The sequence below is a fragment of the Paraburkholderia polaris genome (assembly GCF_012927345.1).
GTDB classification, from domain to species: domain Bacteria; phylum Pseudomonadota; class Gammaproteobacteria; order Burkholderiales; family Burkholderiaceae; genus Paraburkholderia; species Paraburkholderia polaris.
In genome coordinates this window covers 94,049-107,755 of record NZ_JABBGJ010000028.1, presented here as the reverse complement: position 1 = coordinate 107,755, position 13,707 = coordinate 94,049, and the positions used below count along the sequence as shown (strand labels likewise).

Annotated in this window: 10 protein-coding genes; 6 read left to right on the top strand and 4 right to left on the bottom strand. The window is 63.5% G+C overall.

The window, feature by feature from the left end:
* Nucleotides 1-30: 30 nt before the first annotated feature.
* Nucleotides 31-780 carry a 2-keto-4-pentenoate hydratase gene (locus HHL24_RS25110; RefSeq protein WP_169488054.1) on the top strand — a complete coding sequence of 250 codons (750 nt, stop codon included), beginning with the start codon at nucleotides 31-33 and terminating at the stop codon, nucleotides 778-780.
* 24 nt (nucleotides 781-804) lie between these two features.
* The gene (locus HHL24_RS25105) at nucleotides 805-3,825 is read left to right on the top strand and encodes an FAD-binding and (Fe-S)-binding domain-containing protein (protein ID WP_169488053.1); all 3,021 of its coding nucleotides are present in this window, start codon (nucleotides 805-807) and stop codon (nucleotides 3,823-3,825) included.
* Nucleotides 3,826-3,927: 102 nt separating this feature from the next.
* On the opposite strand, the gene HHL24_RS25100 is transcribed toward HHL24_RS25105, so the two are convergent.
* The gene (locus HHL24_RS25100) at nucleotides 3,928-4,851 is read right to left on the bottom strand and encodes an AraC family transcriptional regulator (protein WP_169488052.1); all 924 of its coding nucleotides are present in this window, start codon (nucleotides 4,849-4,851) and stop codon (nucleotides 3,928-3,930) included.
* A gap of 160 nt (nucleotides 4,852-5,011) precedes the next feature.
* Between HHL24_RS25100 and HHL24_RS25095 the strand changes: the two genes are divergently transcribed.
* Nucleotides 5,012-5,911, top strand: a complete 900-nt coding sequence (locus HHL24_RS25095; protein ID WP_169488051.1) for a DMT family transporter — start codon at nucleotides 5,012-5,014, stop codon at nucleotides 5,909-5,911.
* Here the strand turns inward: HHL24_RS25095 and HHL24_RS25090 are convergent.
* Nucleotides 5,908-6,825 (bottom strand): LysR substrate-binding domain-containing protein, encoded by a 918-nt coding sequence (locus HHL24_RS25090; protein ID WP_169488050.1) that lies wholly within the window; start codon nucleotides 6,823-6,825, stop codon nucleotides 5,908-5,910. The two genes, HHL24_RS25095 and HHL24_RS25090, sit on opposite strands and share 4 nt — an antisense overlap.
* 284 nt (nucleotides 6,826-7,109) lie before the next feature.
* Between HHL24_RS25090 and HHL24_RS25085 the strand changes: the two genes are divergently transcribed.
* The 3 genes from HHL24_RS25085 to scpB all read left to right on the top strand — a co-directional run bounded on the left by HHL24_RS25085 (nucleotide 7,110) and on the right by scpB (nucleotide 10,798).
* Nucleotides 7,110-8,438 (top strand): MFS transporter, encoded by a 1,329-nt coding sequence (locus HHL24_RS25085; protein ID WP_169488049.1) that lies wholly within the window; start codon nucleotides 7,110-7,112, stop codon nucleotides 8,436-8,438.
* A 169-nt stretch (nucleotides 8,439-8,607) separates the two neighbouring features.
* Nucleotides 8,608-9,867, top strand: a complete 1,260-nt coding sequence (locus HHL24_RS25080) for a CaiB/BaiF CoA transferase family protein (RefSeq protein ID WP_169488048.1) — start codon at nucleotides 8,608-8,610, stop codon at nucleotides 9,865-9,867.
* A 130-nt stretch (nucleotides 9,868-9,997) separates the two neighbouring features.
* Complete coding sequence (gene scpB / locus HHL24_RS25075; protein WP_169488047.1) at nucleotides 9,998-10,798, top strand: methylmalonyl-CoA decarboxylase; 801 nt, start codon at nucleotides 9,998-10,000, stop codon at nucleotides 10,796-10,798.
* Nucleotides 10,799-11,266: 468 nt separating this feature from the next.
* On the opposite strand, the gene HHL24_RS25070 is transcribed toward scpB, so the two are convergent.
* Both HHL24_RS25070 and HHL24_RS25065 read right to left on the bottom strand, forming a co-directional pair.
* Nucleotides 11,267-12,259, bottom strand: a complete 993-nt coding sequence (locus HHL24_RS25070; protein ID WP_169488046.1) for a LysR family transcriptional regulator — start codon at nucleotides 12,257-12,259, stop codon at nucleotides 11,267-11,269.
* A complete protein-coding gene (locus tag HHL24_RS25065) occupies nucleotides 12,256-13,683 on the bottom strand; it encodes an MFS transporter (protein ID WP_230417558.1) in 1,428 nt (475 codons plus the stop codon). Before HHL24_RS25065 ends, HHL24_RS25070 begins: the two co-directional genes overlap by 4 nt.
* Between the last annotated feature and the right edge of the window lie 24 nt (nucleotides 13,684-13,707).

Sequence of the window (13,707 nt, the reverse complement as noted above, 5' to 3'; positions counted from 1 at the left end):
GCACCATTCCCCCTCTTCGCCTCTAAAGCAATGACAACACCACTGAGCCAACGTCTCGCCGACGCGCGCCGCAATCACCTGACGCTTGATGCGTTGCCGCTGGAGCAAACGCCCGCGGACGGCGCCGCGGCCTACGCGATCCAGCACGACATTTTTCGCATACTGGATGCGCCGATCGGCGGTTGGAAGATCGGCGCGAAATCCGACAGCGGCCCGATCCAGGGCGCACCGTTGCCTGCGAGCGACCTGCACGCCGACGGTGCACGGTTGCCGCGCGAAGCCTTTGCGCCGCTGGGTCTCGAACTGGAAATCGCATTCCGCTTCGGCCGCCGCTTCGAGCCTTCCACAACCCCTTATAGCGAAGCCGACGTGCACGCAGGCATCGGCTCGATCGGCGCGACCATCGAGATCGTGGCGAGCCGTTACGACGGCTGGCCCAACGTCGACAAGCTCGCCCAACTCGCGGATTTGCAGAACCACGGCGCGCTGATCGTCGGCGAGTTCACGCCGTATCGCGAGGACTTTCCGTTTGTGGCGCCATTGGCCCGCTTCACTTTTGAAGGGCGTGACGTGGTCGAGGCGACGCCCGCCAATCCGGCCGGCGATCCGCGGCGCCTGCTGACATGGCTCGTCAATCACGCCACGTCGCGCGGTATCGCGGTCACGCCGGAGATGGTCGTCACCGCCGGTTCGTACACCGGCATGTTCTTTCCGCAGAGCGCGGGAACGGCAAGCGGGCTCATTGAAGGGCTCGCGCCGATTAGCCTGACGCTGTACTAGCCCGCTTTCCTATAGGCCGACGATATGACGAACCCCACTTCCGCTTTACTCGTCAAGCCGATCCATTTGGTACCGTCCGCCGCGCGCTTGACGACTCCGCTCGCGCAGCATCTGCGCAAGTCATTGCGCGGCGACGTGTTGTTCGATGCAGCGAGCCGTGGCCGTTACGCGACCGATGCGTCGATCTATCAGATCACGCCGATCGGCGTGGTGGTGCCGCGCGATCAGGACGATCTGCGCATCGCGCTGGACATTGCGCGTAGCGAGAAAGTGCCGCTGCTGGCGCGCGGCGCGGGTACCAGCCAATGCGGCCAAACGGTCGGCGAAGCGCTAGTCATAGACACCAGCAAATGGCTGAACAACATCGTCGCCTTCGATGCCGAAGCGCGCACGGTGACGGTCGAACCAGGCGTCGTACTGGACCATCTGAACGCATGGCTGAAGCCGCATGGCCTGTGGTTTCCGGTCGATGTCTCGACGGCGGCGCAGTGCACGATCGGCGGAATGGCGGGCAACAACTCGTGCGGCTCGCGCTCGATCGAATACGGCAATATGGTGCACAACGTCGATGCGATCGACGCCATCCTCGCCGACGGCAGCGAAGCGCGTTTCGCCTCATTACGCGAGGCGCCGCAAGGCGCGCGCTTGCAGCAGATCGTCGAAGGTGTGAAGCAGATTGCCCAACGCGAGCGCGATGAAATCGTGGCGCGCGTGCCGAAAGTCTTGCGTCGTGTAGCGGGCTACAACATCGACATGTTCGATTGCCAGAACCCGCGCGCCTACACCGACGACGGCATCGCGAATCTCGCGCATCTGCTGGTCGGTTCGGAAGGCACGCTTGCGTTCAGCCGGCAATTGACGTTGAAGCTCGCGCCGCTGCCCGCCCATAAAACGCTTGGCGTGGTCAACTTCCCGACCTTCTGGCAGTCGATGGATCTCACGCAGCACATCGTCAAGCTGAAGCCGGTGGCCGTGGAACTGGTCGATCGCACCATGATCGATCTGGCGATGAGCAATCCCGCCTTCCGTCCGGTGATTGAGAAGGCGCTGGTCGGCGAGCCGCAAGCGATCCTGCTGGTGGAATTCGCAGGCGAGGACCGTGGCCAGCAACTTGCGTCGCTCAAACAACTCGCCGAGCTGATGGCGGATCTGGGTTTGCCCGATTCGGTCGTCGAGATGCCTGACGCGAACGAACAAAAAGCGCTGTGGGAAGTCCGCAAAGCTGGGCTGAACATCATGATGAGCATGAAGGGCGACGGCAAGCCGGTCTCCTTCATCGAAGATTGCGCGGTGCCGCTCGAACATCTGGCGGAATACACGAGCCGTTTGACCGAAGTCTTCCATCGCAACGGCACTGAAGGCACCTGGTATGCGCATGCGAGTGTCGGTACGCTGCACGTGCGACCGATTCTCGATATGCGGCGCGACGGCGCGGTGAAGATGCGCGCTATCGCCGAAGAAGCGGCAGCGCTAGTGCGTGAATACAAGGGCGCGTATTCCGGCGAACACGGCGACGGCTTGTGCCGCGGCGAATGGGTCGCGTGGCAATACGGGCCGCGTCTGAATCAGGCGTTCACCGAGATCAAGGCGCTGTTCGATCCGGACAACCGCTTCAATCCTGACAAGATCGTGCGTCCGCCGAAGATGGACGACACGCGTAATTTCCGCTTTGCGCCGGGCTACCAGGCGCATCGGATCGAGACGGCGCTCGACTGGTCCGCATGGAACGTCGAACGCGATCCGCTGACGGGGCAGGAGACGCTGCCGGGCAGCGGCAACGATCTCTCGGGCGGTCTCGCGAAGGCCGTCGAGATGTGCAACAACAACGGCCATTGCCGCAAGTTCGATGCAGGCACCATGTGCCCGAGTTATCGCGTGACGAAGGATGAGCAGCATGTGACGCGCGGACGTGCGAACACGTTGCGTCTGGCCATCTCCGGGCAACTGGGCGAAGCAGGTCTCGCGAGCGACGACGTCAAGGACACGCTCGATCTGTGCGTCTCGTGCAAGGGCTGCAAGCGCGATTGCCCGACGGGCGTCGACATGGCGAAGTTCAAGATCGAGGCGCGGGCGGCGCGCGTCAAACGTCACGGCTTGCGTTTGCGCGATAGACTCGTGGCCTTCATGCCGCGCTATGCCGCAACGGCGAGCCGCGTGCCGGGATTGATGGCGTTGGCCGACAACGTGCCGGTGTTGTCGGCGTGGTTCAAGCGTTCGGTGGGTTTCGCGCCGGAACGGACGCTGCCGCGTTTCAAGAAATCGTTTTTGGCGAGTGCGTCGGCGGCCAAACCGCCTCAAGGCGGTGCGCTGAAAGAAGTCTTGTTGTTCGTCGACACATTCAACAACAACATGGAGCCTGAAAACGCGCGCGCGGCGCAACTGGTGTTGGAGGCTGCCGGTTACACGGTGCACTTCAATACGCGCCGAGGCGAGCGGCCGGTGTGTTGCGGCCGCACCTTCCTCGCGGCCGGTTTGGTCGATGAAGCTAAGCAGGAAGCGCGGCGCATGCTCGATCTGTTCAAACCGTTTGTGGAGCGTGGCGTACCGATCGTCGGGTTGGAGCCGTCGTGTTTGCTGTCCTTGCGCGACGAGTTTCTGCACTACGGTTTCGGCGAAGAAGCGCAACGGCTTTCGAAACAGGCGTTTTTGTTCGAAGAGTTTCTGGTGCGTGAGGAAAAGGCCGGGCGCTTGCAGCTTGCGTTGAAGCCGTTGGCCAAGGAGCAGGCGCTCGTTCATGGCCACTGCCATCAAAAGGCCTTCGACGCGTTCACGCCCGTGCAAACCGTGCTGAAGTGGATTCCTGATCTCAAGGTGTCGACGGTGGAATCGTCGTGCTGCGGGATGGCGGGCAGCTTTGGCTACGAAGCCGAGCATTACGCCACATCGCAGGCGATGGCGGAACTCTCGCTGCTGCCCGCGGTGCGCAAGATCGACGGCAACACGGTGATGGTCGCGGACGGCACGAGTTGCCGGCATCAGATTCATGATGGGGCGGGCGTCGACGCAATCCATGTGGCGCGCGTGCTGGCGATGGCTTTGCAGTGAGCGCGGTCAGCTTAGGTCAGCGCCGGTAAGCCGAAAGCGGACAGCCAGGTTAAGGGGCCAGGGCGACGGCAGGGCGGCCCGCTCAGCCCGAGGCAGCCTGGTTCAGTATGCTGCGCCCACCACCTGCCGATACGCCGTCGGCGCCACGCCGACCCTTTCACGGAAACGATGGCTGAAATGACTGGCGTTCGCATAACCGCATTGTTCGGCAACTTGTGCGAGCGGCAGTCTCGTGGTGCGCAGCAGCGTGCGTGCGCGTTCGAGCCGTTGCTGCGCGATCCAGGCAGCAGGCGGTAGTCCGAACGATGTGCGGAACATGCGCGCCAGATGAAACTCCGACAGCGCCGCCACACCGGCAAGCTCGCCGAGTGTGAGCGTTTGCGCGAGATGGTTCTCGATGTAGTCGCGCAAACGCCGCCGGGTCGCGACCGACAGACCGCCCTTGAGCGACGCATCCGTGCGGCGCACGCCTTGTGCGCGCAGCAACAGACTCAACACCTGATGCGCCGCTTCATTGGTCCGCAGCAGGCCATCGGGGTCCTGCCAGTCTTCATTGGCGAGCGATTGACACAGGCTCGCGATGCGGGCGTCTTCGAAATAGGTGCGATCGGCAAGCGTCAGTTCGCGCGGCTCGCGATCGAGTTCCTGCACGGCGCGCTGCGTGAAGTGTTCCGGCAGGAAGTAAAGATGCATGAAATGCATGTGGCCGCGCACCCACCAGCGCGATTCGTGCTCGCCGGGCAGCGCACAGAGCCGCGACGGCGCGCCGTAGCGCCCGGGCATCTTCTGACGCTCCGTGCGATAGCCGCCATCCAGATAGCACGACAGCGTGTGATGACCGGGCCGATCGTAGACAGTCTCGGCTTCCTCAGTGTCGCGGGTCCAGAGGGCGATGGCGAGCCGATCGCCCAGCCACGCGAAGCGTTCGAGATTCGCGTTGGCGCTCTGCAGCGTGTGACAGACCGACTGAAGGCCGAACGGCGTTTCGGTGGATTCGATCACGGGGACGGGCGGTCTGGCGTTCACGGAACGAGCGGGATGCATTCGATGACAGGGTTAGCGTCAGTATAGGGCGAGCGATCGCCGGCCGCGCAGGCATCCGAAAAAGTGCGCAATCCTGGACAAGTGCGTCCGCCGGCGCTGCAGCATAGTGGGGTTTCCGCTTTTTGCTGCTGCAGGCTTCGTCATGAATCTTTCGCTCTATGCCGTCACCGTGCTCATCTGGGGCACCACGTGGATCGCGATCAAATGGCAATTGGGTGCGGTGCCGCCGCCGGTGTCGATTGCGTGGCGTTTCTGGATCGCGGCGCTGGTCCTGTTCGCGCTGCTGCGCATCATGCGCCGGCCGATCTGGCCGCCGCGCGCCGCATGGCGCTTCCTGGCCGCGCAAGGCCTGGCGCTCTTCTGCCTCAACTTTCTGTGTTTTTACTATGCCGAACAGGTGGTGCCGAGTGGCCTTGTCGCGGTGGTGTTTTCCACCGCGCCGCTGCTGAATTCGATCAACGGCCGGCTTTTCATGGGCCGTCCTTTGCAACCGTCGGCAATTGCCGGCGCGGCGTTGGGACTCGTCGGCATCGTGTGCCTGTTCGTCCAGCAGATGGCAGGGCACCTGGGCGACCACACGGTGTGGTTGGGACTCGCTATCGCTTTCCTTGGCACCTTGTGTTTTTCGGCCGGCAATCTGCTGTCGAGCCGGATGCAATCGATGGGCTTGCACCCGTTTGCCACCAACAGCTGGGCGATGCTGATCGGCGCCAGCATCCTGACGGTGGGCAGCGCGCTGGCCGGCTTTTCTTTCTCTATCGAGCCAGATGCGCGTTATCTTGGCGCGCTCGCTTATCTGGCCGTGTTCGGTTCGGTGATCGGTTTTACCGCGTACCTGATGCTGGTCGGGCGCATCGGGCCGGAGCGGGCCGCGTACTGCACCGTGCTGTTTCCGATTGTGGCGCTCGCGGTGTCGACGGTATTCGAGGGCTACCAATGGTCCGCGTTGGCGGTGGTCGGGCTCCTGCTGGTGGTGGCGGGCAATCTGGTGGCGTTCAATCTCACGCGGCGACTCTTCGTGCGGCGGGTGCGGGCGTCTTAATCCGCCGCCGCCCACTCCGGCCGCTTGCCAAGGCTGTCGAACAGTTCGAGTATCGTCGCCTTGACCTTCTGCACGGCATTGCTCAGTAACGCCGTGTCGTGCCAGCACAGCGACAGGTCGCGCGAGAACAGTGGGTGATCGACCTTGGCAAGCTTGAGCTTGTGTTCATCGAGTTCGACGTGCGCAGCCGTCCACGGCAGGATCGTCACGCCTAACTTTGCCATCACCGCCGCGAACAACAATGCGGTGGAACTGGCCTCGAACAGAATTTCGCACGGCAGCCCGGCTTCGCGCAGGGCCCACTCGACGCGGCTGCGAATCGTATTCGGCGCGCTCGGCAGGATCAACGGCATGCGCGCGAGTTCGGTGATCGACACCGGCTCGCGCGGCATCTGAAACTCTGGCCACGCAATCAGATAGAGCGCCTCGGTGAGTAGCCTTTGCGCGGCGACCCCGCGCGTTTCGACCGCGTCCACCACGACGGCCAGTTCCACCCGTCCGCTACCGATCAGACTGCCGAGCTCCGCGCTCGGTGCTTCAACCAATTCCAGCGCGATGCCGGGGTAACGGTCGCGGATCGTGCGTGCAAGCGGGATCGCCACCATCCGCGCCGTGCTCGACGGCATGGCGACCGACACTCTGCCCTGCGGAAGCTCGGCGTCCTGCCGTAGCAGTTCACGCGTGCTGTCGGCCTGCCGTAGCAACTCGATCGCGTGCCGGTAAAGCGTTTGCCCGGCTGCGGTGGGCGCCACGCCCTGCACGCTGCGCTCCAGCAATTGCATCCCCAGATCGCGCTCCAGATTGCGCATCTGCTGGCTGATCGCGGGCTGCGCGATGTGCAGCGCCTCGCTCGCGCGGGTGACGTTGCCGCACTCCACCACTTTGACGAAATACCGCAGTTGCCGCAGGTCCATGTGGGTCGCTCGCTCCTTCTTCCCATAACGAAATCCGATCGAGCTAGAGAAATATCATATTTTTCGATTATCGAGCGCGTTCTTATACTCAAACCACAAAAAACCGAAGCGTGCCCCGCCTGAGCTGTTCGGCACCGCTTCAAAACGGCCGGCGGCTGCCGGCAGCAACCATGTTGCATGGGAGCAGAGTAATCGCGCTAAAGCGTCAACTCTGGTCGACCGCGTTGCATGGGACCAGAGTAATCGCGCTAAAGCGCGAACTCTGGTCGACACAGGAGACAAGGATGTCCAAAGCGATCGCTGTATCGACGCCCGGGCTCAAGCCCCGGCGCACGCCCCTCACCCGCGAGCAGATCGGCGGCTTCTGGGCGGTTTACTCGGGATGGGTGCTGGACGGCGTGGATTCCGTGATCTACGCGCTGGTGCTGATTCCGGCGCTCACCGAGTTGCTGCCCAACTCCGGTATTGCCGCGACGCCCGGCAATCTCGGCATGTATGGCTCGATCCTGTTCGCGCTGTTTCTGATCGGCTGGGGGCTGTCGTTCATCTGGGGGCCACTTGCCGACCGCTTTGGGCGGGTCAAGACGCTGGCCGCCAGCATCCTCATTTACTCGGTATTCACCGGTGCAGCGGCGTTCGCGCACAACGTATGGGAGCTGGCCGCGTTCCGGCTGATTGCCGGCATCGGTGTGGGTGGCGAATGGGCGCTGGCGGGGACCTATGTCGCCGAGAGCTGGCCGGAAGATCGCCGCAAGATGGGTGCGGGCTATCTGCAAACCGGTTACTACGTCGGATTCTTTCTTGCCGCCTTGCTGAACTATACGGTCGGCGCAACGTACGGTTGGCGCGCGATGTTCCTGTGCGGTCTCGCCCCGGCGTTGGTCGCGATTTTCACGGTGCTCAAGGTGAAGGAGCCGGGTCAGTGGCGTAAGGCTGCGCATGGCGTCGGTCAGAACAACGCCGCAGTGGTGTCTAAACGCCGGCCGTTGCTTGAGATATTCGCGCCGGCTTATCGGCGTCGCACGTTGACGAGTGCGAGCCTGGTGGGTGTCGCGATCATCGGATTGTGGGCGGGTTCGGTCTACGAAGCGAGCGCGGTCGTGACACTGGCGACGCGCGCCGGCATCGACCGCGTCGGCGCTGTGCACCTTGCGTCGATCGGAGCGGCGGTGCTGTCGGTCGGGACGATCCTCGGCTGTCTCGTCGCGCCGTGGCTGGCGGAACGGCTGGGGCGCCGAGCGGCGCTCGGGGTGTATTTCGCTGGTATGGCGGTGTCGATCGTGTTCGCTTTCGGCTGGGTCTTCTATCTGCCGAACGGACTCAACCTGTTCATGGTGTCGCTGCTGTTCCTCGGCTTCTTCGGCGGCAATTTCGCGATCTTTTCGCTGTGGCTGCCTGAGCAATACCCGACGCGGATCCGCGCCACCGCGTTTGCCTTCAATGCGTCGGTGGGTCGCCTGCTTGGCGCCGGTGTGAACTTCCTGCTGGCTGCCGCGATTCATTGGCAGGGTTCGCTCGGCTTGCCGATTGCGTGGACCGCGGTGGCCTTTGTGATTGGCCTGCTGATTTTGCCGTTTGCTGTCGAGACCCGTCATCAGACGCTGCCGGAATAGCGCCGCGTCGAGCGTATCGCTCGGGCTATCCGCACTGGTCCTCGGACGCTTCGGGCGTAGCGCAGGCGCATCGCTCACGCTATCCGTACCGATCCTCAGACGTTGCGGGCATAGCGCACGCGCATCGCTCGGGCTATCCGCAACCGTCATCAATTCGCTGGAGAACTGAATGCAAGCGTTACAAGGAATCAAAGTCGTCGAACTGAGCCGTGCGCTGTCGGGGCCGTTCTGCTCGATGGTGCTGGCCGATCTCGGCGCGGACGTCATCAAGGTCGAGCCGGGCCCGGGCGGCGACATGAGCCGCACCTGGGGGCCGTTCGACCGGGGCGTGAGTACCTACTATCTATCCTGCAACCGCAACAAGCGCGGTGTGTGCATCGACTTTCGCAACCCGGAAGGACTGGCCGCGATCCACCGGCTGATCGACGATGCCGATGTGGTGATCGAGAACTTCAAGCCCGGCACCATCGACAGCATGGGGCTCGGCTACGACGTCCTCAGCGCGCGCAATCCGCGGCTGGTGATGGGCAGCATCAACGCGTTCGGCGCCGATGGTCCGATGAGCGGCTGGCCGGGCTTCGACCAGATCGCGCAGGGTTATTCCGGTTTGATGAGCTTGACCGGTTTCGCCGATGGCGACCCCACGCGCACCGGAACCGCGATCGGCGATCTGAGTTCGGGCATGTGGCTCGCGATGGCGATACTGTCCGCGTTATTGGAGCGCGAGCGAACCGGGCGTGGCCAGCATGTGAGCACGTCGTTGCTGGCGAGTCTGGTGGGGCTGCTGAGCGTGCATGGACAGCGCTACCTGAGTCTTGGCGATATTCCGTGCCGTACGGGCAACGCACACTCGGTGATCGCCCCTTATGGCGTGTTCGAAACCGCCGACGGCCCGCTCAACATCGCGCCGATCACGTCGGACATGTGGCTGCGCTTGTGCCAATTGCTCGATTTGCCGGCGTTGCCGGACGATCCGCGCTTCGCGACCAACGAAGCCCGCGTTGCGCATCGTGATGAATTGAAGGCTGCGTTGGAAGCGCGCTTGAAGACGCGCAGCAAACGGGAGTGGACAGAGTTGTTCATTGGCGTGGGACTGCCCGCCGGCCCGATCAATACGTTAGACGAAGTGTTCGCCGATCCGCAGGTGCAGCATTGCCGCTTGGTCGAAACGGTTGAGCATCCGACGCTTGGCGCGCTGCGCCAGGTGGTGACGCCGGCGTCGAGTTCAGCAGTGACGGGCGATTCTTCGCGTCACATTAGCCGGCATGCGCCGCCGGGCCTTGGCGAACATACTGTCGATGTGTTGCGCGAGGCGGGTTTCGATGAGGTCTCGATAGAAGCGCTGCTTGCTGCCAAAGCGGTGCATCAACAGGGCGAGTATCTGCCGCCGGAGACGGTCTTGGAACGCGCGGCTGGAGTTACGCAGTGAGCGGGTCGAAAAAGCTTGGAGCATGCTGTGGGAGCCGCGCGATGAGCCCGACGCAAGTCTTGGAACAAGGCTGCGGGAGGCGCGCGATAAATACGCCGCAAACTTTGGAACACGCTGCAGAGGTCACACAATGAACACACCGAACACATCGCTGTTTACGGTAACGGTCGATATCGTGGATGAACGGATCGCACGCTTGACGTTCAGTCATCCTACGCGCAGGAACGCCCTCAGCGCGGAATTGTTGCAAGCGCTCGACTTCCACCTTTGCGAGCTTGCTGCACGGCGTATACCGGTCGTGATACTTGGCAGCGGCGTCGGGCAGGACGTTTGGAGCGCGGGCCATGACCTTGGAGAGTTGGTGCATGACCGTGACCCGATTGCCTACGGCAAGCCGTTGGAGCAGGTGTTGCGTCGCGTGCGTGCTTACCCGGGCGTGGTGATCGCGATGGTGTCTGGCTCCGCGTGGGGCGGCGCGGTCGATCTGGCGATGAGTTGCGACCTCGTTGTTGCGGACGGCAGCGCGCGCTTCGCGATGACCCCGGCGAACATTGGTTTGCCTTATACGACGAGCGGTCTGCTGCGTTTTTTCAACAATGTGCCGATTCACGTATTGAAGGAGATGTTCTTCAGCGCACAGCCGCTCGATGCAGCGCGTGCGGAGCGTTTCGGCGTGATCAACCGCCTGGTCGACAGCGACAAGCTTGAAGCGACGGCTCTGGAACTGGCGCGCGGAATCGCAGGCAAAGCCCCCTTGGCGATCCAGGCCGTGAAGGAACAACTACGGATACTTGAAGACTTGCAGCCGATGCCTGTGCAGGCGATGGAACAGATTGCTGAACTGCGCAGGCAGGCGTGCGAGAGCGAGGATTTCAGCGAGGGACTGGCGGCGTTTTCAGAGAGGCGGCCACCGGCGTTTAAAGGCGAGTGAACGAGGCGTGTGCCGGAGCCCGTGAGGATGCTTGAGGAGAGGGGTTCAACGAATGGTGATGTCCTGAACGATCGCGCCTGCACCGACAGCGTTAAAGGTGAGTCTTTCCGGGAGCAAAAAATGAACAAAAGACACCACCGGTGAGCTTTTCCGGGAGCGAGAAAAGCGCGAAGCGCGCAACTGCGAGTGCTGCGCCGGACAGACCGCATGCGCCAAAAAAGCTATCGGACGGTTTTAAGAAGTACGCTTCGGCGCGCGCAGCGCCGCCGGAAGAATGACACCCGTGTCACTAGCGCATGCAGATGACCGCCCGCGGACGCGCCCAGGCTAACCCGCATCGCGGGCAGGGCGACGTTGACGATGGTGGTGTCGAGCACGGCCATGAACATGCCGCTCGCCACCAGCGCGAGCGTCAGACGAGCACGCCTCGCGGCCCGCTCCATCTACGTCAATGCGAACCGGTGCGCATCAGAGAGACGGCGAGAAAGAATCGAGTAGCCGCTGCGCATCGAGCACCGGCCAGGCCGGCGGATCGGCCAGCGACGGCGCTGGCTTAACCATTCCCGGCGCGTTGTCGAACACCTCGACGAGCCAGTCGACAAAGGCACGCACGCGCGGCGAAATCTGCCGGCTTTTCACATACGTGACCGAGAGGGCAACCGGCGTCGGCTTGCACTTCGGCAGGACCTCGATCAGCTGTCCGGATGCAAGATACGGCGCGGCGGCGGCGCGCCCAGGTTGAATCAGCCCCAGCCCTTCGAGCCCGCACGCGAGATACGTGTGTTCTTCGTTAACCTGAATAAAGCTGTCCACTTTCACCTTGCTCGCCCGCGCCGCCACGCTGAAGTCGAAGTCCACGCGCCGGCCAGTTTGCGTCGACAGCCAGTTCACCGCGACGTGATTCGAGAGATCGTCCAGGTGACGCGGTTCGCCGAACCGCGTGAGATATGCGGGGCTCGCGCAGGTGACGCGTTCGAGCAACCCGAGGCGGCGCGCGAGCAGCCGGGAATCGGGCAACTCGCCAAGCTCGATGCTGCAATCGACGCTTTCGCCGACCGGATCGAGCGTGCGCTGACTCACGCCGAGCGCCAGCTCGACATGCGGATGCAGCGCACGGAACGAGGCCAGGGCGGGCACCACGATCGACGCGGCGATCATGCCCGGCATGGCGATGCGCAAGCGGCCGCGCAGATTCTCCGGACGGTTGAACAGGCCCGATTCGACTTCTTCGATTGCGGCGAGAATCTGCGCACAGCGTTCGTAGTAGGCGGCGCCTTCCGCGGTCAGCGTGACCTTGCGCGTCGTGCGCACCAGCAATTGCACGCCGAGCAGGGACTCGAGCGCCTGCACGGTGGTCGACGCGGTGGCGCGCGGAATCTCGAGCGACTCGGCGGCGCGCGTGAAGCTGCTGGCATCGACGATTCGCACGAAGATCCGCATGGCTTGGACTCGGTCTATCACGATGCTTCTCCGGTAAGGCGCGGGTTGTGGCGGGTCAGCCCGGCTGCGAGCAGGGGGGCGACAGCGAACGTCGCAAACAGCCACAGCGCGGTGTGTTGCGCGCCGGGCAGCGGGGCGAGCGTCGTAAGACCGGCGCCGTTCGCGACGAGGCCCGCGAGCGCCGAGCCGAACGCCATCGCGAACAGTTGAATGGTGGTGATCGAGAGTGACGCGAGGTTCTCCTCGCCCGGCTGCGCGGCGGTAAACACACGAGTGAGCAGATGCGGCCAGCCGATCCCGACACCCAGCCCGACACTCGTGAGCGCCATGCACAATGCGACCGTGCCGGGCAAGCCGTCAAACAAACCTGCCACCGGCATCAGCCATGCGAGCGTGGCGAGTCCAAGCGCCGCGACTACCGGACCGGCGCTGCTCAAGCGTCGCGCGGCGGTGGCGGAGCGGCCGGCGCTGAACATCGAGCCGACCGACCAGCCGGCCGCCATTAATGCGGTCAGATAACCGGCGGCCAGCGGCGAACGTCCGTGGATCGTCTGCAAGAAATACGGCACAAAAATTTCACTGGTCACGCCAATGCCGAGCAGGCTCATACAGGCGTAGATGCTGCCGATCCGCGTGCGAATCGAGAACGAGCCGCTCGGCAGCAGGCGCGTAGTGGTGCGACTGCGTTCGAGTCTGGCGAGCAGCCACACGAAACCGAGGCCGGCGATGACACCGAGTGCGTTCCAGCGCATGTCTTCGGTTAATGCGGCGAGCGAAATCACCAGGACTGAAGCGCCGAGCAAACTGACCTTGAGCAACGGAATCGGCTGAGCCGCTTCACCGTGGGCGCGTTTGTCGTCGACCTCGCGATGCACGATCACGGCGAGCAGCAGTACGACCGGCAGCAACACCCAGAACGCCAGCCGCCAATCGCCGAGTTGCGCGAAGATGCCACCGACCGCCGGCCCGCATAACGTCGCAACGCCCCACATGCCCGACACCAGCCCCATCGCGCGCGGCCACAGGCGTTCTTCGAACACCACGCGAATCAGCGCGTAACTGAGGGCGAGCAGAATGCCGCCGCCGAGACCTTGCAGCGTGCGGCCGGCGAGCATCCATGGCATCGACGGTGCAGTCGCGCACACCACGGTGCCCAGCGCGAACACCGCCAGCGCGCTGAAGTACGCGGAGCGCGCGCCGAGCACCGCGAGCAGGCGCACCGACAACACCGAGCCGAGAATCGACGCGACCACGAACAGCGTGGTATTCCACGCATACAGTTCGAGGCCGCCGATGTCATGCACGACCGACGGCAGAATTGTCGTCGCCACATACACGTTGGTGGCATGCAGCGCGACGCCGCCCGCAAGGCCCAACGCCCGCCAGCCGTTACTGCCGCTGAGCAGATCGCTCCAGGCCGGCACATCCGATTGCATATTTTTCATGTCATGGACAGCCATGCAAGGCTG